General features: G+C 41.6%; 20 protein-coding genes. 14 read left to right on the plus strand and 6 right to left on the minus strand.

Features of this window, described 5'->3' with window-relative positions:
- Positions 1-339: 339 nt before the first annotated feature.
- Positions 340-762 (plus strand): YwiB family protein, encoded by a 423-nt coding sequence (locus BK049_RS10010; protein ID WP_008355035.1) that lies wholly within the window; start codon positions 340-342, stop codon positions 760-762.
- The gene (gene argS / locus BK049_RS10015; protein ID WP_008355032.1) at positions 759-2,432 is read left to right on the plus strand and encodes an arginine--tRNA ligase; all 1,674 of its coding nucleotides are present in this window, start codon (positions 759-761) and stop codon (positions 2,430-2,432) included. Before BK049_RS10010 ends, argS begins: the two co-directional genes overlap by 4 nt.
- 246 nt (positions 2,433-2,678) lie before the next feature.
- Here the strand turns inward: argS and BK049_RS10020 are convergent, their stop codons facing one another.
- Both BK049_RS10020 and BK049_RS10025 read right to left on the minus strand, forming a co-directional pair.
- The gene (locus BK049_RS10020) at positions 2,679-4,706 is read right to left on the minus strand and encodes a P-loop NTPase fold protein (protein ID WP_071168423.1); all 2,028 of its coding nucleotides are present in this window, start codon (positions 4,704-4,706) and stop codon (positions 2,679-2,681) included.
- A 97-nt stretch (positions 4,707-4,803) separates the two neighbouring features.
- Positions 4,804-5,775: a S66 family peptidase gene (locus BK049_RS10025; RefSeq protein WP_008355027.1), complete on the minus strand. Its 972-nt coding sequence runs from the start codon at positions 5,773-5,775 to the stop codon at positions 4,804-4,806.
- 157 nt (positions 5,776-5,932) lie between these two features.
- On the opposite strand from BK049_RS10025, the gene cls (BK049_RS10030) reads away from it, so the two are divergent.
- From cls (BK049_RS10030) to BK049_RS10045, 4 genes are all read left to right on the plus strand, one after another.
- The gene (gene cls, locus BK049_RS10030; RefSeq protein WP_071169216.1) at positions 5,933-7,435 is read left to right on the plus strand and encodes a cardiolipin synthase; all 1,503 of its coding nucleotides are present in this window, start codon (positions 5,933-5,935) and stop codon (positions 7,433-7,435) included.
- Between the two features lie 105 nt (positions 7,436-7,540).
- Positions 7,541-9,256, plus strand: coding sequence for an ABC transporter ATP-binding protein (locus BK049_RS10035; protein ID WP_008355024.1), 1,716 nt, complete (start codon positions 7,541-7,543; stop codon positions 9,254-9,256).
- A 125-nt stretch (positions 9,257-9,381) separates the two neighbouring features.
- On the plus strand, positions 9,382-9,624 hold the full coding sequence (locus BK049_RS10040; protein WP_008355022.1) for a hypothetical protein: 243 nt from the start codon (positions 9,382-9,384) through the stop codon (positions 9,622-9,624).
- Positions 9,625-9,713: 89 nt separating this feature from the next.
- Complete coding sequence (locus BK049_RS10045; protein WP_071168424.1) at positions 9,714-10,712, plus strand: S66 family peptidase; 999 nt, start codon at positions 9,714-9,716, stop codon at positions 10,710-10,712.
- 83 nt (positions 10,713-10,795) lie between these two features.
- Here BK049_RS10045 and BK049_RS10050 read toward each other — a convergent pair whose 3' ends face one another.
- The 3 genes from BK049_RS10050 to cls (BK049_RS10060) form a co-directional block, all read right to left on the minus strand.
- Positions 10,796-11,050 (minus strand): hypothetical protein, encoded by a 255-nt coding sequence (locus BK049_RS10050; protein WP_008355018.1) that lies wholly within the window; start codon positions 11,048-11,050, stop codon positions 10,796-10,798.
- A 73-nt stretch (positions 11,051-11,123) separates the two neighbouring features.
- A complete protein-coding gene (gene uvsE, locus BK049_RS10055) occupies positions 11,124-12,086 on the minus strand; it encodes a UV DNA damage repair endonuclease UvsE (RefSeq protein WP_008355016.1) in 963 nt (320 codons plus the stop codon).
- 12 nt (positions 12,087-12,098) lie between these two features.
- Positions 12,099-13,295 carry a cardiolipin synthase gene (cls, locus tag BK049_RS10060; RefSeq protein WP_071168425.1) on the minus strand — a complete coding sequence of 399 codons (1,197 nt, stop codon included), beginning with the start codon at positions 13,293-13,295 and terminating at the stop codon, positions 12,099-12,101.
- A 146-nt stretch (positions 13,296-13,441) separates the two neighbouring features.
- On the opposite strand from cls (BK049_RS10060), the gene BK049_RS10065 reads away from it, so the two are divergent.
- From BK049_RS10065 to pyrG, 7 genes are all read left to right on the plus strand, one after another.
- Positions 13,442-15,553 carry a (Fe-S)-binding protein gene (locus BK049_RS10065; protein ID WP_071168426.1) on the plus strand — a complete coding sequence of 704 codons (2,112 nt, stop codon included), beginning with the start codon at positions 13,442-13,444 and terminating at the stop codon, positions 15,551-15,553.
- A 103-nt stretch (positions 15,554-15,656) separates the two neighbouring features.
- Complete coding sequence (locus BK049_RS10070; RefSeq protein WP_071168427.1) at positions 15,657-16,832, plus strand: acetyl-CoA C-acetyltransferase; 1,176 nt, start codon at positions 15,657-15,659, stop codon at positions 16,830-16,832.
- A 19-nt stretch (positions 16,833-16,851) separates the two neighbouring features.
- Positions 16,852-17,715 carry a 3-hydroxybutyryl-CoA dehydrogenase gene (locus BK049_RS10075; protein WP_071168428.1) on the plus strand — a complete coding sequence of 288 codons (864 nt, stop codon included), beginning with the start codon at positions 16,852-16,854 and terminating at the stop codon, positions 17,713-17,715.
- A gap of 11 nt (positions 17,716-17,726) precedes the next feature.
- Entirely contained in the window at positions 17,727-18,839 is a 1,113-nt protein-coding gene (locus BK049_RS10080) for an acyl-CoA dehydrogenase family protein (RefSeq protein ID WP_071168429.1), read from the plus strand.
- Positions 18,840-18,855: 16 nt separating this feature from the next.
- Positions 18,856-19,998, plus strand: a complete 1,143-nt coding sequence (locus BK049_RS10085; RefSeq protein ID WP_008355002.1) for an acyl-CoA dehydrogenase — start codon at positions 18,856-18,858, stop codon at positions 19,996-19,998.
- 979 nt (positions 19,999-20,977) lie between these two features.
- Positions 20,978-21,511, plus strand: coding sequence for a DNA-directed RNA polymerase subunit delta (gene rpoE / locus BK049_RS10095; RefSeq protein WP_008354989.1), 534 nt, complete (start codon positions 20,978-20,980; stop codon positions 21,509-21,511).
- Positions 21,512-21,749: 238 nt separating this feature from the next.
- The gene (pyrG, locus tag BK049_RS10100) at positions 21,750-23,357 is read left to right on the plus strand and encodes a glutamine hydrolyzing CTP synthase (protein ID WP_008354987.1); all 1,608 of its coding nucleotides are present in this window, start codon (positions 21,750-21,752) and stop codon (positions 23,355-23,357) included.
- Between the two features lie 41 nt (positions 23,358-23,398).
- Here the strand turns inward: pyrG and BK049_RS10105 are convergent, their stop codons facing one another.
- The gene (locus BK049_RS10105) at positions 23,399-23,929 is read right to left on the minus strand and encodes a DUF2529 domain-containing protein (protein WP_008354985.1); all 531 of its coding nucleotides are present in this window, start codon (positions 23,927-23,929) and stop codon (positions 23,399-23,401) included.
- Positions 23,930-24,109: 180 nt separating this feature from the next.
- On the opposite strand from BK049_RS10105, the gene BK049_RS10110 reads away from it, so the two are divergent.
- Positions 24,110-24,484 carry a response regulator gene (locus tag BK049_RS10110; protein WP_003214681.1) on the plus strand — a complete coding sequence of 125 codons (375 nt, stop codon included), beginning with the start codon at positions 24,110-24,112 and terminating at the stop codon, positions 24,482-24,484.
- Positions 24,485-24,531: the final 47 nt, after the last annotated feature.

The raw sequence follows: 24,531 nt of genomic DNA on the forward strand, positions 1-24,531 counted from the left end.
AAGAGGCAAAGGAAGAGATGGTTGGTCTGTGTCAGGATCGAGGCTTTTTCTATCTCACTATGATTGCGCTGTTGATGCAAGTGGTGTTTAACCAAGCACGTATCACTCCATTTGATTTTTTTCAGGCATTTTTGGCAAGTTTAATAAACAGGCAAGGCTTATGGGTAAAGGCTTCACTCGTGATATTGGTTAGTCTCATTTTTCTTTTTTTCTAAAGGGCTTTTTGAAGATCAAACATGAGGTTTCATCCGCATGCAGATGAGAAATGATGGGATGATAGGCGATCGTGAATATGGTATACTATTTTAGTTAAACGGGTCTTAGCAAAGGAAGTGCAAAATGACACAAAACCAAATTTCAATTCATGTAAAGTCAGTGATGAAACCAGAGACGGAGCCGGTTGAAACGATCGAATTCCGAACAACTGGAACGTATCAAGAAAAGAATGACAAAACGTATCTCACTTACCATGAAGAACATGAAATGGGTCAAGTAAAAACCGTTGTCAAAATAAGTGAAAAAGAAATTTTTGTCATGAGATCAGGTGCTATTCAAATGAAGCAGCGCTTTCTCATTGGTGAAACGACCGTGACACATTACACGATGCCATTCGGTACCCTTCAGCTCGATGTGCACACACATGGCATTGATCTCGATGTGGACAATGGCTTACTGCACATTACGTACGATATGCTGACAGGTGAAGATCAGAAGCATTTACATACATTATCAATTTCCTACAAGGAGGATTTACGTTCATGAATATCGCAGAACAGGTCAAAGATGCGTTAAAAGAAGAAATCATTGCGGCAGTCGTCAAAGCAGGACTTGCTGATGAAAGTCAGGTACCGGATGTCCTTTTGGAAGTACCGAAAGAGAAAACTCACGGTGATTATTCCACCAACATGGCGATGCAGCTTGCCCGCATTGCGAAAAAAGCACCTCGTCAAATTGCGGAGGATATTGTGAATGCGTTTGACAAAGGAAAAGCTTCGATTGAAAAACTGGATATCGCAGGTCCGGGATTCATCAACTTTTATATGAACAATCAATATTTAACCAAGCTGATTCCAGCTGTTCTTGAAGCAAAAGAGGCATATGGGGAAACAAATACAGGCAAAGGTCAAAAGGTTCAGGTTGAGTTCGTTTCAGCAAACCCAACTGGCGACCTTCACCTTGGACATGCCCGCGGTGCGGCTGTAGGCGATTCCCTTTGCAACATCCTTGATAAAGCAGGGTTCGACGTGAGCCGTGAATACTACATCAACGATGCAGGAAACCAGATCAATAACCTTGCTCTATCTGTAGAAGTACGTTACTTTGAGGCGCTCGGTCTTGAAAAAGAAATGCCAGAGGACGGCTATAGAGGAGAAGACATCAAAGGCATTGGCCAGAAACTCGCTGATGAATTTGGTGACCGCTTCGTGCATGAATCAGAAGAAGAACGCATGAAGTTCTTCCGTGAGTACGGATTGAAATACGAATTAGAAAAATTACGTGTGGACCTTGAGAATTTCCGTGTCCCATTTGATGTATGGTATTCTGAAACATCTTTATATGAAAACGGAAAAATCGAGCCGGCACTAGAAACACTTCGTGAAAAAGGCTATATCTATGAAGCGGACGGCGCAACATGGTTACGTTCAACTGATTTTGGTGATGACAAGGACCGTGTGCTCATTAAAAAAGACGGTAGCTTCACGTACTTGCTTCCAGACATCGCGTATCACAAGGACAAACTGGACAGAGGGTTTGACCAGTTGATTAACATTTGGGGAGCAGACCACCACGGCTATATTCCTCGAATGAAAGCCGCCATTCAAGCACTTGGATATCCAGCTGACAAGCTTGAAGTCGAAATCATTCAGCTTGTTCACCTTTACAAAAACGGTGAAAAGATGAAGATGAGTAAGCGTACAGGAAAAGCAGTCACGATGCGTGATCTAATCGAAGAAGTAGGCTTAGATGCCACTCGTTATTTCTTTGCAATGAGAAGTGCGGCGACACATATGGACTTTGACCTAGACTTAGCGATTTCAACGTCTAACGAAAACCCTGTGTACTACGCACAATACGCACATGCGAGAATTTGCAGTATGCTTCGTCAAGGTGAAGAAAAAGGCTACGAACCGAATCTTGAGAAAGCAGATTTCTCTCATATTCAATCGGAAAAAGAATACGATCTACTCAAAATCATCGGCAGCTTCCCAGAAGTCGTAGCAGAAGCAGCAGAAAAACGTATTCCGCACCGCGTCACAAACTATATCTATGATCTAGCATCCGCCCTTCACAGCTTCTACAATGCCGAGAAAGTCATTGATGTTGAAAATGAAACAAAAACAACAGCCCGTCTATCGCTGATGAAAGCCACACAAATCACACTGGCTAACGCATTGAAACTCATTGGTGTATCAGCACCGGAGAAGATGTAATGAAGATATGCCCCGCTCTGTTGTATGAGTGGGGCTTTTTGATATTAAAACACCCGCTATCTCCTCAGGACAGCGGGTGTGGAACATTATCCGAGTGTGTTGATGATGTTAGAAATAGAATCAAATAATTGGCTAAGTACATCAGAGAACATGTTGTTGCCTTCTCTCTTTTTGTTTTACAACTACTTAACGAAAGGGAAGGAGGATTGGATCACTTTTTCTCGAAAAATTTTCTTGAATCCTATTTTAAAACTTTAGCTCAATCATCTTTTCTAAAATATTCTTTTGATGTTGCGGTAAATTAGCTATTCTTTCTTTTAGATTTATTTTAAATGCTTGATTATAACTTATATCATCTAAACTCAGCGCTTTGGCTACTGAATTGTTTGGATAGGTAACTTTATAAGATAATTTATCTTTTAAGAAATTAAATAATTCAGTATCATTTAAAGTTAGAATTTTGTCGAAAATCACTTGGTAATCTGAATTTCGATCTATATATGTTTGATATTTTTTAAAGAAAAGAAAGCAACTTCTCGGTTTTTTTTCAGTAAGTATATTGAAACCATTATCCATATGATCAAAGATGATATTCTCAAAAATAATCTTAACTAGTTCGATTTGTTCTTTTGATTGTTCATCTGTACGTGCAGGCACAAATTTAGGTAGGATTTCTAATTTCTCAGAAATATCTAATTCATCTAGAGGTAAAATATTATTTTTGAAAATTTCCTTTTCTCTTCTATTATAAATATTTTTTAAGGCATTCAAACAATTATATATAATTGAATCTGATATAGATAATTTTAAAAAAGCCGTGTCTTGCTCCAAGTTTTTCATCTTAAAAGCTATTATATTTCTCAGTAAGGATAATATTTTAGTTTCTGGAGTATTACTTGTGTAACTAAGGTAATGATTCCTTAAAAAATCGCTGAAATCCTCCATCTGACCCTTTGAATGTATTTCAATCAATTTATCTAACTTGCTATTCAAATTAATAAATATTTCCTCAACTACTTCAATATTCAATGTTGATATACTTAATATATTTTCAATCTGATAATATTCGAAGTTTTTTTCGTTTTTTATACTAGGATAGTTGAATTTAGCATGTTCACTTTTGTTAAATATATAGTATAAGAGTTCATATAAATTGTGGGATCTCTTCTCACCTATATCTTTTTCAATTGTATCTTTTAAATTAAGGTGATCTTTTTCTATCAAAGAAGTAATGGTAGAAAAATCTTCGTGTGGGATTAATTTTTCTTTGTATAAAATATTTAAATTTTCAACCAACCACTCGTAGATTTTATAATGAAATTGATAGAAATAGCATAATGCCAGTTGTTCGCTAATATTAACATTTAAATCAGTTGATGTTGGTGATTTTTTATAAAGAATATTAAGCAAGAATTTCGCTTCTCGGAATGTCCTTTTTTCATCTACAAAAACATTTCTAAGTTCTTGAAATAATAATCTATCTGAGTCTGTTAGATCCATGACATTTAAATTGCTTTTATTTAATTGTTCCTCAATTACTTTTATCCAAATTTGAGATGCTCTATTATTTAATGGCATACTCTCAAAATTCGAAAGGATTTTTTGGATAAATAAAGAATCATCTTCATTTTGTGAAATTTTATTATGTTCACCTACAACTATTAAAATGCTCTTTTCAAAAGAATTTAATTTTGATAAGTATGCATAAAGTTGTTTTCTATTATCTGATTCTAATCTATCGAAATCATCACAAATAAATATCACTTTTTTTGTGTGCTTTTTACACTTTAATTTTTTCTTAACTAACCATTCAAATATACTTTCTGTTGAGAATTTATCTATTAATAAATTGAGCAAGCTTATTGTAAGTATTAAAGCGCACCATATGAAAAAGTCTATTTTTGAAATGTTTTCTGTTGATTTGCTGAAAATATTATTTAAAAGCTGTATGATCCCTAATAATAATACTAATGAAATTGGTGAAGTTTTAACTAGCCAATAGATTTTAGGAGTTAATTTCTTTGCAAATAACTCAAAGGGCTTAGTGACCCAAGGATCAGTCCAAAAATTGATATCGATAAATTTTGTTTTCTTGGAATCGGATTTTTCCTTAATTAAATTTAAGTAGCTTGTTTTGCCAATTCCCCATTTTCCATTTAATAGTATTGAACCTGTAAAATTAGAATTAATGTACTGTTCTATGAATTTATCTACGTTATCTGAGATACCTAAATTATCATCTTCTAATGACTTGATTTCTAAATCTTTCTGCAAAAAACACACCTCTAATGATAAGTTATTTTTTTATTTTATTATTCAGTTTTTTAATAATAGACATTTAACAGCTTTATTCTTTGAATAGGTAGGCTTCTTAGTTTTGAAAAATTCGCAGCTTCACTTCACCGCCATTACACGTTAGTTCGGCACTCCCGCCAATCGGCAAGGTGAAGACCGGCTGTGTATGTCCGATATCGACATCGTAAATCACTGGAATGTGTTGAAGCATTGGGTGCTTATCTAGAATGAACCTCAAATGTTCCTCTGTCATCTTGGATTTCTTTTGAAAACGTCCGATGATTAACCCTTTAATGGATTCGGCATGCTGCAAAAGCGAGGCAAGGTCTCTGGCGAATGTTTCAGGAAAGACCAAGTCATCATCTTCTACAAATAAGATGGCATCCTTGATGCGAGGCATAAAGGGTGTCCCTTGCAGTAAGTTCAGTGTACAAAGATTTCCGCCATACAAGGTGCCTTTAGCTGTTCCTTCCTGATAAGTTCCCCATGTTGTCGGATAAAACTGCCTGTTTGCTTGATTAAGATACCACGCATCATCACTCCACTTTGTAGAAGGAATGAAATCAAATGGCTCGCTGCTCATTACGCACGCTTGAAACATAGCTGTCTGCTCCTCTTGTCCCTGTTCCATCTGGAAACTGGAGAAATGAGGACCTGAGTACGTCACCATGTCACATTTGGCGGTAATGGCATTTGCAAGTGCGGTAATATCGCTGTAGCCGCAAAGGACTTTTGGGTGCTGACGGATCAAATCATAATCTATATAAGGTAAAAGCTCATTGCAATTAAAGCCGCCAATGGCTGTCAAAATGCCGTCGACTTGATCATTTGAGAATGCCTCATGTAGATCACATAACCGGTGTTCAATAGAAGAAGAGGAATGCAGATCACATTCAAACACGTGTTGTCCAAAAGAAACAGTGAATCCTAAAGACTCTAAACGTTTTTTGGCCTGAACGATACCTTCTTCTGATAAAATGCTGGCACTTCGGCTTGGAGCAATCACGCGAATGTGGCTGCCCTTTTTTAAAGAAGATGGTGTATGCATAAGCAATTCTTCCTTTCCTTCACATATTTCTCCATTATATCGGATTAAATCGCTCCAGTCTGTAAAAGCTAAAAGAAAGCAGCAGACCGTGCGTTTCAGACAAGCTGTGCAAAGGGTATGGAAGAGAAAAAGACAGAAACGAATGAGGGCGGAGAATGTGAAAAAGAGGAGACTGGAGTTTTTATTTTTATATTTCATGATATTCGGGGCATATGTGGTGTTTTGGTGGCCAGTGCCCGCGTGGAGCTTTCAGCTTTATGCAGCTAGTTATATCGCCATTATTTTATTTAGTATCATCTCACTCATGCTTGAGAACCGGACATCACAGCATACGCTGTTATGGATATATGTGCTGATTTTTTTCCCGATCATCGGCTATATGTTTTATTTGTTTTCAGGGCAGCTTTATGTCAAAGGGCATTTGTTTAAATCAAAGAGAATGTATAACCGTGAAAAATTACACAGAATATCAGAGCTTGAGAGCAAGCCGGATGAGACGCGTTTAACCGATCATCAGCGTGCTTTTTTTCATTACACAGAAAAAGCGACAGGGATGCATGTGAATACAAATAGTGATATGGACATTTTAAAGAATGGAGAGGAAACCTTTCCCCGTATTTTTGAAGAGCTAAAAAAGGCAAAAACGTTCATTCATATAGAATATTACATGTTCAAATCTGATTTTCTCGGTCATCGGATGATGGAGATTTTTATTGAAAAGGTGAAAGAAGGGGTAGAGGTTCGCTTCATCTATGATGCGGCTGGCAGCATTCGCTTCTCTCGAAAAGATATTAAACGATTGAAGCAGGCGGGGGTAAAGGTCGCTCCTTTTCTGCCATTAAAATATGGATTCTTTAATCAAAAATTCAATTTTCGAAATCACCGAAAAATCGTGATCATTGATGGAGAAACAGGATTTGTCGGCGGATTAAATGTCGGGAAAGAATATGTAGGACGGGATGAAAACATCGGCTTCTGGCGTGACACGCATGCGATGTTAAAGGGTGAAGCGGTTCAGACACTTCACTCCGTTTTTATGCTGGACTGGGAGTATGTATCAGATGAAGTGTTAATTGATGATCCGAAGTATCATACTCCGCATCCTGTGACAGGTGAGGATGTCATTCAGGTTGTGCCGACTGGACCTGATATGAAGGAAAGTATGAGTGATTTATATCATGCGCTCATTTCAAATGCGACACAATTTGTCTGGATTGCGACGCCTTATTTTGTCCCAAATGAGTCGATTCGCACAGCATTAAAAATTGCTGCCACAAGAGGGGTGGATGTGCGTGTGATGGTGCCTGAGACAAATGATGGCTTTCTCACACAATACGCCACTCGATCCTATTTTGCTGAGCTTTTGAAAGAAGGCATCAAGGTGTATCACTATCAAAAAGGCTTCATGCATCAAAAGGTCATGATTGCAGATGGAGAACTTGCCTCTGTCGGTACCGCAAATGTGGATATGAGGAGCTTTCAGCTCAATTTTGAGGTCAATGTCTTTACAGCAGCAAAGAAGCCAATCGAGCAATTGATGGCTCACTATGAGGAAGATATGAAGGAATGTGAGCAAATGGGGCCGGTTCATTTTTATAAAAGAGGTTTAAAGGAACGGTTGAAGGAATCGTTTGCTCGATTGTTCTCAGGTGTATTGTAAGGATTTCTAGGGAAAGAAATCATTTCCTGATCTAGTATTTCTATGAGGATTCCTCTATAATTGAAAATGATTATCAATTATAGAGGAAATGAGGTTCTTTTACATATGCTAAAACGCTTTTTTGCCTATTACAGGCCCTATCGCGGTCTGTTCTTTTTAGATTTCTTTTGCGCTGTCGCTGTTGGACTCATGGAACTGGGCTTTCCGCTCATCGTGAATTACTTCATTGATACGTTACTGCCGACAGGGAACTGGACGATCATTGGCTGGACCGCCCTTGCGCTGTTTGTCATTTATGCACTCAGCTCGGTGATGCAATTTATCGTGTCGTATTGGGGGCACATGCTTGGCATTAATATTGAGACAGATATGAGGAAAAAGCTGTTTGATCATTTTCAGCGGCTGTCCTTCAAATTTTTTGATAATAACAAAACAGGCAAACTCATGTCACGGATGACAAATGACCTCATGTACATTGGGGAGGTGGCGCATCATGGGCCAGAAGACTTGTTTATTGCGATTATGACCATTCTTGGCGCCTTTGCCGTCATGCTCATGATTAACTGGCAACTTGCCATATTAACCTTCCTGATCATGCCTGTCATCATCTGGTTAGCGCTTCATTTTAATAAAAAAATGACGCAGGCGATTACACAGCTGAATAATGACATTGGAGATTTTCATGCAAGGGTTGAAAACAATATTGGCGGTATTCGTCTTGTTCAAGCCTTTGCGAATGAACATTTTGAGAAAAAACGCTTTGCTGAAAACAACAACCGCTTTCGGAAAGCGAAGCTTCTTTCCTATAAAATTATGTCGGTCAACGGTTCGATCAGCTATATTCTCACACGTCTTGTGACGCTGTTTGTCCTTTTGGCAGGTACGTGGTTTGTCCTCCAAGGCCAATTAACGGCAGGTGGATTTATCGCCTTTGTTCTGATCACAAACGTTTTGTTCAGGCCGATTGATAAAATCAATACGGTGATTGAAATGTATCCGAAAGGCATTGCTGGTTTTAAAAGTTATGTTGATTTGCTTGAAACAGAGCCGGATGTAAAGGATACAGAAGGAGCACGTGATGTATACGGACTGAAAGGTGAAATTGAATATCGAAATGTGACGTTTGGCTACGATGAGCACAGCCATGTATTAAAGGATATCAATTTGAAGATCAAACAAGGGGAAACCGTTGCGTTTGTCGGGCCTTCAGGAGCGGGGAAATCGACGATTTGCAGTCTGCTGCCTCGTTTTTATGATGTGGACGCTGGAGAAATCACCATTGATGGTGTGAACACAAAAGACATGACCTTGTCTTCCTTAAGACAACAGATCGGCATTGTGCAGCAGGATGTCTTTTTATTCTCAGGCACCATTCGTGAAAACATTGCGTACGGCAACTTAGAAGCGAGCGATGCAGACATTTGGGACGCCGTTCGGCGCGCGCATTTAGAGGAACTCGTTCAGCGTTTCCCAGAAGGATTAAATACCGTCATTGGCGAACGCGGCGTCAAACTATCAGGAGGTCAAAAGCAGCGCTTGTCGATTGCGAGAATGTTCCTGAAAAACCCTTCCATTCTTATTTTAGATGAAGCGACGTCAGCACTTGATACAGAAACAGAAAAAGCGATCCAAGACGCACTGAGCGAACTGGCAGTCGGCCGGACGACACTTGTCATTGCCCACCGCCTTGCGACAATTAAGCACGCAGACCGAATCATTGTCGTGACAGAAGAAGGCATCCAAGAACAAGGCCGTCATCAAGACCTCATCCAAATGGGCGGTGTCTACAGCAGACTGCATGAAGCGCAGTTTAGTCATTAGAAAAAAGTCATTGAATGAGTCCAGCTATCGAGCTGGGCTCATTTTGATAGGGTAACATTTCATTTTCCATTTAAATGGAATGTTGATATGCTTAAAGGTAATTGGATTCAAAAGGAGAGGGTTGTTTGAGTGAACAGGCAAAAACAGTCACGATAAAAAGCATTCACTATGTGACGCTCATTGGCTTATTTATTTTGATCATTCCAGCTGGACTCAACTCAGTCTTTTTTTATGTGGGAATGATTTTGTTTGGCATCAACATGGGAGTAAACGTCATAGACAGTTCTCTGAGCAAAAAAAAGATATTTGCGACGCTGGCCATCAGTTTTGCTCTCATCCTATTTGGACTGTTTAAGCTGTTATATTGAAGTGCACTTTATTTTTAAATCGAAGTCTTTTTGAAAAAGGGCTTTTTTTGCTAGGATAGTAAAAACTCGTGTAGGAAGGATCTGATGGAATGAAGGGGCTTCGGCGTTTACAGAAGGGCGATAAGATCGGTATTTATTCTCCCTCAAGTCCAGCATCCGCTACCTCGCCACTTAGGTATGAGCGGGCAAAGGAATGGCTTGAACGAAAAGGATTCATTGTGGTACCAGGAACATTAACAGGGAAAAAGGATCACTATCGTTCGGGGACGATTCAAGAACGAGCGGCTGAGCTGAATGCGCTGATGGCGAGAGAGGATTTGTCCTGCATCATGTCGATGATTGGCGGGACGAACTCGAATAGTTTACTGCCTTATCTTGATTTTGAGCTGCTAAATAAGCATCCGAAAATCATGATCGGCTATTCAGATGCGACAGCCATTCTTTTAGCGGCTTATGAAAAAACGGGACTGCCTGTTTTTTACGGGCCGGCGCTTGTTCCGTCTTTTGGAGAGTTTGAACCATTTGTCCATCATACATATCAATCTTTCGAGGATATCCTCATTCATCCGCAGTCCATTCCATATCAGGTGAAAAAGCCGCCCTATTGGACAGATGAACGAATCAACTGGGAAGAGAAAATACGAGACAAAGAAAAACGTCCAAACGATTGGCTGTGCGTCATAGAAGGGCAGGCAGAAGGCAGACTGATCGGCGGGAACCTCAATGCCATGTACGGCATATGGGGAAGTGAATTCATGCCTCAAGTTCAACAGGGTGATATCCTTCTCATTGAAGATTGTATGAAAACCGCCTCGATTGTCGAAAAAAACTTCTCTCTTTTGAAGGTAAATGGGGTGTTTGAACGGGTATCTGGTATTCTTTTAGGGAAACATGAGCTGTTTGATGATGAAGGAACGGGCAAAAGGCCGCACGATCTTTTACTTGAAGTGCTGGGAGATACAAAGAGGCCGCTCATTGCGGATTTTGACTGTGCCCATACGCATCCGATGCTCACCATGCCAATCGGGACACAAGTAAAAATGAATGCAGCGTCAGGTGAGGTTTGGCTGACAGAAGCGTGGATATAAGAAATTCACGCTGAAAAGAGACAAAGGGCTAAAATCAAGATCATTTTAGCCGTTTGTTAACAATCGGGAGCGGCACTGGTGCTTTACGAAACCTTCTCTTTTTCAAATGGCTGAAGGAGGTTTTGTGCCTCTTTTCCCTGTACTACAATTAAATAGTCTGATTCTAAATGAGTGAGCCTGAAGGTTTCTAGCTCGACGATGTTCTTTATGTTGCACATTGTTTTTTTAGAATATACATATAAACGATGATGTGCGTGCTGGCACTTTTCGTATAGAGAAATAAGCTTATGTAAATTCAATGCTTTTGCAGCAATTCGGATTGAATAGATTTGAGACATCCTCATATCCTCCTGTTAAATACTTTCTCACAATAGCTTTGTTACCCCTGTTGACACAGGGGTAAACCAGTTACTACGATTTCCACTCAATGGTTCCTCCGCCCGTCCGCTGATTGCCTCTAATTGCTGACAGCTCTTCGACAAGGCGGAGCAAGGCCTGATCCTTTCGCTTTGCTTCAATCATAAAATCCACATGACGCCCATACGGTTTTAATGCTTGAAAAAGCGGTAAAACAAAGGACATCTCCACACCATCTGCATGGCTGCGTATCGCTTTTTCTGATTTTGGTGAGGATAAATGGATTTTAGGCGGTATGCCAGTGTTTGCCCACGTGTCAAACATTCTTGGCAGGATGTCATCAAGTGCCGCATCATCATCTTTGTTTGCGATGTGATGATGGTAATCGAACACAAACGGTATGCCGTGCTTTTCGCATACACCGAGCGTTTCTAACGACGTGTATGTTTTGTCATCATTTTCAAGCGTCATCCTCGCCTTGATATGTGCCGGCAGCTGTTTAATATTTTCATCAAAACGCTGTAAAGCCGATTCCTTATCGCCGTAAGCACCGCCCACATGAATATTCATATAGCCTTCCTTTTCAAGCTTCATGGCCTCAAGCATGTCATAATGATAGGTCATATCAATCACCGCATTCTCTGTAATCGAGGGTTTTGGGCTTGTGAACAAGGTAAATTGATTGGGGTGAAAACTCACTCGTAACCCGTGGCGTTTCACCAATTGGCCAATTTCAAGAAATTCTTTGCGAAAGGGTGTCACAAAGTCCCAACGCACCTCAGGATGGGTGGCGAGTGGGACAATCGAGCTTGAAAAGCGGTAAAGCGGAATATCATGGGCAATCGCAAAATAGAGCGTTCTTAACGTATTGACGAGATTGGCCTTCGTCGTTCGCCATAAAGCTTCTTTCCTTTCTTCATTTGAAAGCTTGCTGTATCTTGCAAAGGTCAGCGACTTGGCAGGAGAAGCTTCCCATAAGGTGACGGCATTGGATACATAACCAAATCGATAACGCATATGTCATCTCCTTTATAAAAAATACGAGAATAGGGCACCGATCCACTCAATTGGACGCATGAGAAGCGGACGCTTTTTATATTCTTCTTCTGTCAGCCGTTCGGAAACTGCCATATGTTCACGGATTTTTTCCTCTACATGTGCGGTGAAGGCGGGGTCATCAATGGCCACATCTACTTCTTCGTTGAAAAACAAACTTCGTTTATCAAAATTCGCCGTACTGATCATACAGCGGCTATGATCTATGAGAATGGCTTTCGCATGATAAAACCCTTTATAAAAACGATACACAACACAGCCAGCGGCGATCAGATCCTTTAAATAATGAAATCCAGCTTCCTTCACAAGAGGATGATCCGCCTTCATTGGGAGGATGATGTCGACAGTGACGCCTCGCTTCCGTGCCTCAAGCAGGGCAGTGAGAAGAGGGGCTGATGGAATAAAATAAGGCGTACAGATGGTGATGTGCTGTTTCGCCTGTTGAATATCATGAAGAAATAAGGCTTCTAAAGAAAAACCAGCCGTCGCACGTGTTGTGCATTGTAATGTTCCCGGTTCTAATGCGGGAAAAACCTCGTATTGCAGCTGCTGAATACCAGAGGAACGGTACAAATCATTAAGGAACACATGCTGCAGGTCTGCCACAACCTGTCCTGTCATACGCAGGTGATAGTCCTTCCAAATGCCAAATCTGCCGTTTTTCCCTACATATTCATCGCCAATATTAAACCCGCCAATGTAGCCGATCTTCCCATCTATCACCGTGATCTTCCGGTGATTTCTCATGTTTAAACGATAAATGAAAAAAGGAAAACGTGGTTTATTTAAAAAGTAAAATCGAATGCCGCTTTTTTCTAGCATCTGAATAGATGTTTGATCAAATGGATAGGAGCCTAATCGGTCAGTGAGCAAAAAAACTGAAACACCTTGCTCTGCCTTCGCTTTAAGTGCTTGTAAAACCCTTTGCCCAATCTTGTCGTTCTTTACAATAAAGAACATCATATGAATAGAAGAAGAGGCCTGCTGTATATCTGTGAGCAGTTGATCGAAAAGTGGTTCGCCATCATGATAAAAGGTTGCATCGCCGCTTGTTTGGTCAAAAGATCGTTCGAAAGCATGGGTAGAAAAATACTTTTTGCCCATATAGAGGTCTAGACTGACGAGCAGAACGATGACAATGATTACGAGTAGAATGATCCATGCGGTCATGAAGGTTCCTCCTTTTTTGCATATTTCAATAGTGTACCCAAATGGGCAAAAAATATTGACTGAATACTCATTCATTATTTATGATAGAGGTACAACATGGAAACGGTACAAAGTGGGTTTTGGGGAATGAAAGGGGGAGCAACAAGATGAATAGCCTTTTAATTGTGAACTTGATTGCATTTGCGGCAGTGACCGCTTACGCTGTGTATTTGTTTATTTATCTCATTCGAACACGAGCGGCGTATATTCGTCTTGGCAAACAAGAAGCGTTTCAACAAGATATGAAGAAACGGTTAGAGCGTGTTTGGGTGAATGTATTTGGGCAAAAAAAGCTGTTAAAGGACAAGAAGAGCGGCATCATTCATGTGCTGTTTTTCTATGGGTTTATTTTGGTACAGTTCGGAGCCCTTGACTTTATTCTGAAGGGACTTGTTCCAGACAGCGGGCTGCCATTAGGTCCACTGTACGGCGTCTTTACATTCTTCCAAGAGATCGTCACACTTCTCATTTTAGTAGCGGTTGTTTGGGCATTCCATAGACGATACGTAGAGAAGCTGGTTCGTTTAAAAAGGGGCTTTAAATCAGGGCTTGTGCTGCTATTTATTGGCGGCTTGATGCTGACTGTATTACTAGGAAACGGCATGAACATCATTTGGCATGGACACTCACTATCGGCAACAGAGCCAATTGCTTCCGGTATTGCCTTCTTGCTTGGCTGGCTTTCACCACTTGCGGCAACAATCGTTTTTTATGTCGCATGGTGGGTACACCTTCTCATTTTATTGACGTTTTTAGTGTATGTCCCGCAGTCTAAGCACGCCCATCTAATTGCTGGCCCGGTGAATGTATTTGTCAGCAGATTGGACCCGCCTGGCAAGCTCCAGAAAATTGATTTTGAAGATGAGACACAAGAGACATTTGGTGTTGGAAAAATTGAAGATTTCCGTCAATCTCAGCTGATTGACCTTTATGCCTGCGTCGAGTGCGGACGCTGTACGAATATGTGTCCGGCGACAGGAACAGGGAAAATGCTGTCTCCAATGGATTTGATTTTACGATTAAGAGATCACTTAACAAATAAAGGGGCTGCCATTACATCCAAAACACCTTGGGTCCCGCACCTTGCCTTCAGCCAGACAACAGGGAATCAGCTGGCGATGCAGGCGAGAGGAGCAGGAGCGGAAGAATCAGCCGCCAGTTCGATGTATCATCCTTCTCTCATTGGTGAGGTCATTACAGAAGAAGAAATCTGGGCATGTACGACATGCCGAAACTGTGAAGATCAATGTCCTGTCATGAATGAACACGTCGACAAAATTATTGATATGCGCAGATACCTTGTGCTGACAGAAGGGAAAATGGACACAGATGCCCAGCGTGCCATGACAAGCATTGAGCGCCAGGGCAACCCGTGGGGATTGAATCGAAAGGAAAGAGAAAACTGGCGTGACCTAAGAGAAGATGTACATGTCCCGACAGTGAAAGAGCTGAAAAAGGAAGATCAGTCCTTTGAGTATTTATTCTGGGTTGGATCAATGGGGGCATATGACAATCGAAGCCAAAAGATTGCTCTGGCGTTTGCAAAACTGCTCAATGAAGCAGGGGTATCTTTTGCCATCTTAGGCAATAAAGAGAAAAACTCTGGCGATACACCTAGAAGACTCGGGAATGAATTTTTGTTCCAAGAACTTGCTGCCAAAAACATTGAAGAATTCCAGAAAAATGGTGTGACCAAAATCGTTACGATTGATCCGCATGCTTACAATTTATTTAAAAATGAATACCCAGACTTCGGGCTAGAAGCAGAGGTGTACCATCATACAGAATTGCTGGCAGAGCTAGTGAAAGAAGGGAAATTAACGCCTATTCATGAAGTGAACGAGGTCATCACCTTCCACGATTCTTGCTACTTAGGCAGATATAACGAGGTATATGATCCGCCAAGAGATATTTTAAAAGCCATTCCTGGTGTGACACTGAAAGAAATGGAACGAAATCGTGAATCCGGGATGTGCTGCGGTGCTGGCGGCGGCTTAATGTGGATGGAAGAAGAGACAGGTAATCGAATTAACGTTGCGCGGACGGAGCAGGCCCTACAGGTGCAGCCGTCTATCATCAGCTCAGGATGTCCTTATTGTTTAACCATGCTTGGAGATGGGACGAAAGCGAAGGAAGTAGAGGAGCAAGTAGGTACTTTTGATGTCGCAGAACTTCTTGAAAAATCAGTGTTTGGCGAGACCAGAACCCAGGCCTCGTAAACATGTCAGGCCGATGAATATGCTGTTCATTGGCCTAAGTATGGAAATGCTTCATCAGCTGTCTAATAGATATGTAAGCGGTAACAAAAAGGAGGGGAAAGACATGAGTAAGACGGTCATTGTTTCTGGAGCGAGAACACCATTTGGAAAACTGGGCGGGCTTTTAAGTGAACTGACTGCCGCCGAATTAGGTGGAATCACAATCAAGGCTGCGCTGGAAGGTGCCTTAGGCTCTCATGAAGTGGATGAGGTCATCATGGGAAACGTACTTCAAGGAGGACAAGGTCAAATCCCTTCAAGGCAAGCAGCTAGATATGCTGATCTCCCATGGTCGGTTCCGGCGCAAACCATTAACAAAGTCTGTGCTTCAGGAATGCGTAGCGTCAGCACAGCTGATCAGATGATTCGAGCAGGAGATGCCAACGTCATCATCGCTGGCGGAATGGAATCTATGTCTCAAGCTCCCTATCTTCTAAAAAAAGCACGCTGGGGCTACAAGATGGGAGATGGCGCAGTGCAAGATGCGATGATTTTAGATGGGCTTACCTGTTCATTTACAGGAGTCCATATGGGCGAATACGGCAGTATGGCGGCAAAAGAGCTCGGTATTACACGAGAGGAGCAAGATCTCTGGGCGTTAAGAAGCCATGAACGAGCAGTTGAGGCTCAAAAAAGCGGCTTTTTTCAAAATGAAATCACTCCAGTCACCGTCAAGACGAAAAAAGGAGAACAGCTGATCACAGAAGATGAATCTCCGCGGCGTGATACGTCATATGAACGATTATCAAAACTCCTGCCCGTTTTCGACCAGACTGGTACAATCACTGCCGGAAACGCACCGGGTGTCAATGACGGAGCAAGTGCGCTCCTATTAATGAAAGACACCTATGCCATGCAGCAAGGCGAAAAACCGCTGGCGGCGGTGCTTGGGCATGCGCAGGTAGCAACAGAGGCAAAGGACTTTCCGAAAACACCAGCCTTTGCCATCGAAAAGCTTTTAAAGAAAACAGGCAAACGGGTGGAGGATATCGATTTGTTTGAAATCAATGAGGCCTTTTCAGCGGTGGCATTGGCATGCGAAAAAACCCTCGGGCTGGACCGGCGGAAAATGAATGTGAACGGAGGGGCCGTCGCCCTTGGTCACCCGATTGGGGCAAGCGGAACACGTATCATACTAACCTTGATTCATGCACTCAGACAAAGAGGGGGCGGCATTGGCATTGCTGCGATTTGCAGCGGCGGCGGTCAAGGAGATGCCATCATGATCAAGGTGGATTAAAAAGGAGGCGTTCATTGTCATGAGTACAGAAGAGACCGTCATGGTCGTTGGGGCTGGTCAAATGGGTTCAGGCATTGCCCAAGTATTTGCGCAGTCAGGCTACACAGTCCTACTCCATGATACAGCAGAAGAGCATGTTCATAGAGCCATTTCCTCTATGACCAAACAGCTGACGAAACGAGCAGAAAAAGGAAAGCTGGCACATCAGGCAGTCCGTGATATTACGCAGCGGCTTGCCGTCTCAACGGATCTAAAGGACGTACAGCAGGCACATTTAGTGATTGAAGCGGCATCTGAACAAATGAGTGTCAAAAAACAAATCTTTGAAACCCTCGATCAATTTGCACCAGATCAGACGATATTTGCGACAAATACGTCTTCCTTGTCGATCACAGAATTAGCAGCCGTGACGAAAAGACCGGAGAAAGTGATTGGGATGCATTTCATGAATCCAGTTCCAGTGATGAAGCTGGTTGAAATCATACGTGCACTGCAAACGAATGACGCCACGTATCAAGTCGTTTTTGAAACAGCGAAGGCATTAGATAAAACCCCTATTGAAGTGGAAGACTTCCCTGGGTTTGTGTCAAATCGCATTTTGATGCCGATGATCAATGAAGCCATTTACACCCTTTATGAAGGTGTGGCAGATGCAGAAAGCATTGACGGCATCATGACGCTTGGGATGAACCATCCGATGGGTCCGCTTCGTCTTGCCGATCTCATTGGACTGGATACCTGTTTATTTATTATGAATACCCTTCACGAGGGTCTTGGAGATAGCAAATATCGACCTTGTCCTCTTTTGAAAAAATACGTGAACGCAGGCTGGCTGGGCAAAAAGACAAAGAGAGGTTTTTACACTTACCACGACCACTCATAGGGGGAGTCAAGATGGATGTGTTGCTGACAGAAAAACAACGTCTTTGGAAAGAACAGGTAGCCGCGTTTGCACGCCAGCATGTATTCCCTGAAGTAGAAGCGATGGAACAGGGCGTGTTCCCGAGAACACTTTTAAATGAGATGGGACGGCAAGGCTTTTTAGGCATTCCAATCCCAGCTACGTATCAAGGAGTAGGGGCAGATTTTACAACATATATCATGGCGATTCATGAACTATCGAAAGTGAGCGCCACCATTGGTGTTATTGTGTCCGTTCATACCTCCGTTGTGACGATGCCTATTTTGGCGTTTGGAACGACTGAACAAAAAGAATCCTACGTACCGCTGCTTGCGTCCGGGCAGAAGCTGGGCGCCTTTTGTCTAACTGAACCGAAGGCAGGATCAGATGCCTCTAGTATTCAGCTGAGAGCAGAGCGGGTAGACGACCACTATGTGTTAAATGGAACGAAAATTTTTATCACAAGCGGCGGGGAAGCGGAAGTGTATCTTGTATTTGCCGTGACAGACCCCGCATCTGCTAAAAAGAATATATCGGCGTTTATTGTCGAAAAAAATACCCAAGGATTTACGATCGGAAAAGATGAGAAGAAGATGGGCCTGCATGGATCAAAAACAGTCACGCTTCATTTTGACGGTGTGCGAATTCCAAAAAAGCAGCTGCTCGGTGCAGAAGGAGAAGGCTTTCGGATTGCCATGTCTAGCTTAAATGCAGGGAGAATTGGCATCGCGGCTCAAAGCCTTGGCATTGCAGAAGCCGCATTAGCTGAGGCGGTGACGTATTTAAAGCAGCATCCAGCCGGCCTTGAAACAACCATTCGGCTAGGCGATCTGGGAACAAAGCTTGAAGCGGCAAAACTTCTCGTCTATCAAGCGGCTTCTTTTAAAGAGGTCAATCGTCCTGTCACAAAGGAAGCGTCGATGGCAAAATTATTTGCCTCTAAAACGGCCGTTGAGATCAGTACAGAAGCCATCCATTTACTTGGCATGGACGGTTATACCAATCGATACAACGCAGAGCGCTACTTTCGTGACGCGAAAATTTGTGAAATCTATGAAGGAACTAGTGAAATTCAAAGGCTGGTTATTTGCAAACAGCTAATATGAAATGAGGTGGCTCATGATGCAGTTCCAATTAAGTGACGAACATGAAATGATACAAAAAATGGTGAGAGATTTTGCGAAAAATGAAGTGGAGCCAACAGCAGCGGAGCGAGATGAAAAAGAAATCTATGATCCCGCTATTTTTCGCCAAATGGCGGAGCTTGGTTTAACGGGAATCCCTTGGCCAGAAGAAAATGGGGGGATTGGCAGTGATTATTTGGCCTATGTCATAGCGGTTGAGGAGCTCTCACGAGTGTGCGCCTCAACAGGCGTCACCCTGTCTGCCCACACATCACTCGCCTCATGGCCAATCTATACATTTGGGACAGATGAGCAAAAGGAGACGTATTTAAAGCCGCTTGCAGAGGGCCGAAAGATAGGGGCTTACGCCTTAACTGAAAATGGATCAGGCTCAGATGCCGGCGGAATGAAGACAACAGCAGTAAAAGCGGGCAATGAATACGTCTTAAATGGAGCGAAAATTTTTATTACAAATGGAGGCATTGCGGATGTTTATATTGTGTTTGCTGTCACTGACCAAGATGCTTCATCCCGCAATACAACCGCCTTTATTGTAGAAAAAGAGACGCCAGGCTTCTCAATAGGCAAAAAAGAAAGCAAACTGGGCATACGCTCATCGCCAACGACAGAAATGATCTTTGAAGACTGTCGTATTCCCGACAAAAATCGGCTCGGTCAAGAAGGAGAAGGGTTTAAAATCGCAATGATGACGCTCGACGGCGGCAGAAACGGCATTGCCGCTCAGGCGGTTGGAATTGCACAAGGTGCTCTAGATGCGGCAGTTAATTATGCAAAAGAGCGCAAGCAATTTGGCAAACCAATCATTCAGCAGCAAGGAATTGCTTTTAAGCTAGCCGATATGGCAACAGCGATTGAGGCATCAAGACTGCTCACCTATCAGGCTGCATGGCTTGAAACGAAAGGGCTTCCGTATGGAAAAGAATCAGCCATGTCCAAGCTCTTTGCCGGTGATACAGCCATGAAGGTGACGACAGAAGCCGTACAAATCTTCGGCGGATACGGCTATACAAAGGATTACCCAGTTGAACGATACATGCGTGATGCGAAAATCACGCAAATCTATGAAGGCACACAAGAAATTCAGCGGCTGGTCATCTCAAGGAAACTGCTAGATATGTAGACAACAAGCAAAGACCACCTGATGTGAGGTGGTCTTTGCTTGTTACGGTTCAATTAGTTTTGAAATTTTAAAACAGTAGCAAAATCTAAAGGTTTTTTAGGGTGAAAAAGGATTGTATCTTTAACTTAAGAGTGATCTGTCACCGATGATGTAGAGAGTATTGATTCATATGAACTGGCAACAAACCTACTGAAGCATTAGACACTAAATAAAGGATTAACTAAATCTGCACAAAAGGTAATAATCGTTTTTTCCTGAATTTAAGATAATTTCCAGTATCGATCCATCTTATCGTGGGATTGTGTTAAAATTGAAGAAATATAAATATTTGGAGGTTCTTATGACCACTACTACCACCTTAGGAATCGTAACCATGGTTATATGGATTCTGGTTTCCGCAGAACTTTCTAAGAATTCAAAAAAGGACAATGATCAAAAAGAAAACAGTCGTAGAAAATTAATTGTATTCATGTTTGCAGGAATTGTATTGACCATAGCTGTAGTCATTTCATTATTTCAGAAACTTTAGATTAAGATAAATAAAAGTGTATAGCTATAAAGTTTTCATCATTTCATTTTTAACCATAATTATAAGTGAGGCAATCGTCTCACAGACATTACATAATGAAAGCAAAGCTCAATGTTTGAGAAATATATAACAAATTAATTCAATTAGTAAATATGTAACTTAATGAGAGTGTTTTGAATTTTGCAGAAAATATCAGGAATTAGCTTATTTCTAAAATGCTGGATATTATTCAAACTACATAAATCAGGAATCAGGCCAATTTAACGCAAATGACTGGATTTTAACGCTCATCATATGAAAAAATCAAAAATTAACATCAATAAAGGTGGCATAAACTCCCCTAATTTGTTTATAATGAGAGGTATGGTTTGTCGTAAAAATAAGGTATAAATACTTATTATTTCACTGATAAATGGATACATACATGTAATAGAAAGGGAGTGTCTGACCTTGAGTTTGAAAGAATACTCACAGGAACAGCTCAAACAAATGTCTTTAGTTGAACTTGCTTATGAAATTTTCAGAGACAGCAAAAAGCCGGTTACGTTTTCCGAGTTAATAGATGAAATTGTCCGTTTGCAAGGGATACAAAAATCTGATCTGGATGATCGACTTGCCCAATTTTATACAGATTTAAATATAGATGGCCGCTTTATTTCGTTAGGTGATCAGAGATGGGGACTTCGCAGCTGGTATCCAGTTGATCAAATCGAAGAAGAAGTTCAGCCAGTTGTGAAAACAAAAGCGAAAAAGAAAAAAACAAAAGCAGCTGTCGTTGAAGAAGACTTCGATGATATTGAAGAAGAAGAAATCGAAGATCTTGAAGAAGATCTTGAACTTGTTGAAGACGACGATGTTCTTGACTTAGATGATGAGGAAATTGATGAAGATCTAGAAGACTTCGACGAAGATGATGATGAAGATGACGACGGCTTAACGGAAATTGACGAAGGCGATTTAGCCGATGATGAGGAAGAAAAATAACCCTCACAAACCGGTTCTCAAAACAGGACAAAACCGTCTTGACTTTCCAGAGCGAACTATGTAGTATGTATTTTGGGCTCTCTAAAAAAGAGTACGTAAAGATACGTTCATTTACGCTCCCTTTCATTTATTTGAAAGGGAGCTTTCTTATTTTTCAAGAGATTTAGGGATACACTCTAAAAGGATGAAGCTGTGCATGTCTAGTCATGCAAGGGTAAAAAAGAGAGGAGCATACGAAATGACAAAGTATATTTTTGTAACAGGAGGAGTTGTTTCCTCACTTGGAAAAGGGATCACGGCTGCATCGTTAGGCCGCCTTCTGAAAAACAGAGGGATGGATGTCACCATTCAAAAATTTGATCCATATATCAACGTAGACCCAGGGACGATGAGTCCATATCAGCACGGTGAGGTATTTGTCACAGATGACGGTGCTGAAACAGACCTTGACTTAGGTCACTACGAGCGTTTCATTGATATTAACTTGAATAAATACAGCAACGTAACGACGGGTAAAATCTACTCTACCGTCCTGAAAAAAGAGCGCCGCGGCGACTATTTAGGCGGAACAGTACAGGTCATTCCCCACATTACAAATGAAATCAAAGACCGTGTGTACCGTGCAGGGAAAGAAACGGGTGCAGATGTTGTCATTACAGAAATCGGTGGAACAGTTGGAGATATAGAATCTCTTCCATTCCTTGAAGCCATTCGTCAAATGAAGAGTGACATTGGCCGTGAAAACGTGATGTACATTCATTGTACCCTTGTTCCTTACATCCGTGCAGCAGGCGAACTGAAAACAAAACCAACACAGCATAGTGTCAAAGAACTTCGCAGCCTCGGTATTCAGCCGAACGTCATTGTGGTCAGAACAGAAATGCCAATGACACAAGATATGAAGGACAAAATTGCTTTATTCTGTGATATTGATACAAAAGCTGTGATCGAATGCCAAGATGCAGACACACTTTACTCCATTCCGCTTGATTTACAAAAACAAGGTTTAGACAAGCTTGTATGTGAACACATGAAGCTTGACTGCCAAGATGCGGACATGACGGAATGGAAGGCGCTTGTTGACAAAGTGCAAAACCTTTCAAAGCAAGTCACAATTGGACTTGTAGGGAAATATGTTGAGCTGCAAGATGCATACATTTCTGTCGTCGAATCACTTCGTCATGCTGGCTATGCATTTGATGCGGATGTGCAAATCAAATGGATTAACGCAGAAGAAGTCACAGCAGAGAATATAGCTGATTTCGCTCAAGATGTAGACGGCATTATCGTCCCTGGAGGCTTCGGAGACCGCGGAGTGGAAGGGAAAATCATTGCAACACAATATGCCCGTGAAAACAAAGTGCCATTCTTCGGCATTTGCTTAGGCATGCAAGTCGCATCTATCGAATATGCGCGAAACGTACTAGGCCTTGAGGGAGCACATTCCGCTGAAATTGACCCGGAAACAGCATTCCCAATCATCGACCTTCTTCCAGAACAAAAGGATATAGATGACTTAGGCGGAACACTTCGCCTTGGCCTGTACCCATGTAAATTAAATGAAGATTCGAAAGCGTATGCTGCATACAATGACGAAGTGGTTTATGAACGTCACCGTCATCGCTATGAATTTAATAATGAATTCAGACAGCAAATGGAAGCTGCAGGCTTTGTCTTCTCTGGTACGAGCCCAGACGGACGCCTTGTTGAGATCATTGAGCTGAAGGATCACCCTTGGTTCCTTGCTTCTCAGTTCCACCCAGAATTCATTTCAAGACCGACAAGACCACAGCCATTATTTAGAGATTTCGTTGGTGCTTCACTGCAAGCATCTGAATCAAAATAAAACAAAAAACTGCCGAGAAGATGATATTCTCGGCAGTTTTTTTATTCATATTCTTCTACGATTTCTTTCACAGTAAACGATAGAGCATGATAGACATATAAGCAGGTCATCAATGCAGGATAGCCGAATCTTGTTCCATCCTCAGCAGGCACTAGTGGTTTTTTGAGCTGGAAATCAATGTGGACATCACAATGTTCTTCAATCAATGACGGTTCCTTTTGTGCTGGACCGACACCGACAATAGGTGTACCTTGCGCATGCAGCTCTTTGACAAGAGATTGAATCTCCTGATCTTCTGGATTTGAATAAAAAAGCAGCACCCTGTCACTTGGGTGAAGTAAGCTGCGTTCCTTTTGATCGAGAGGCAACACTTTTGCACATGGAAAAGGCTCGTTGCTTTCGGATGCCTCAAGGGCGACAGCGGCCAATTCATTCTTTCCATGAAAATAGACAGCATGGCCACTAACGACAGCCTGAGCAAGAAGGCGTGCCCCATCTTCAATCGCTTCTGCCTGTTTATCTCCAATACGTGAAAAAATACCTGATAATTGGGTAGTAAAAATTTTTAACAAGACTCATTTCCTCCTTCGGTCAGATCATTTTATAATAGAATATAAAGAGAATATTAGGAAAAATGCTCAGAAAATGTCGTAAAGTAAACTATTATAAATAAAGGAAATGTGAAAATCAAACAGAATTATTTAACAACAGCTCTTTTTATGGCGAAAAATGAAAGCAATGGGGTGTAACAGATGAATGAGAAAATTTTAATTGTCGATGATCAGTACGGTATTAGAATCTTATTGAATGAAGTGTTTCATAAAGAAGGCTATCAAACCTTCCAAGCCGCCAACGGGCTACAGGCATTAGATATTGTGAAGAATCATAGACCCAACCTTGTCCTGCTGGATATGAAGATTCCCGGAATGGATGGAATTGAGATTTTAAAACGGATGAAATTAATTGATGAAGACATCCGCGTCATCATTATGACAGCCTATGGCGAGCTAGATATGATTCAAGAATCTAAAGAACTCGGTGCCTTGACGCACTTCGCTAAACCATTTGATATTGATGAAATCCGTGATGCAGTCAAAGAATACTTGCCGCTTGAAACAAACGGCTAGATGGAAATGATTGAATCGAGTCATTCTGTTGCCGATTTGTCGAATAA

Source organism: Bacillus xiamenensis (genome assembly GCF_001857925.1).
Lineage (GTDB): Bacteria > Bacillota > Bacilli > Bacillales > Bacillaceae > Bacillus > Bacillus xiamenensis.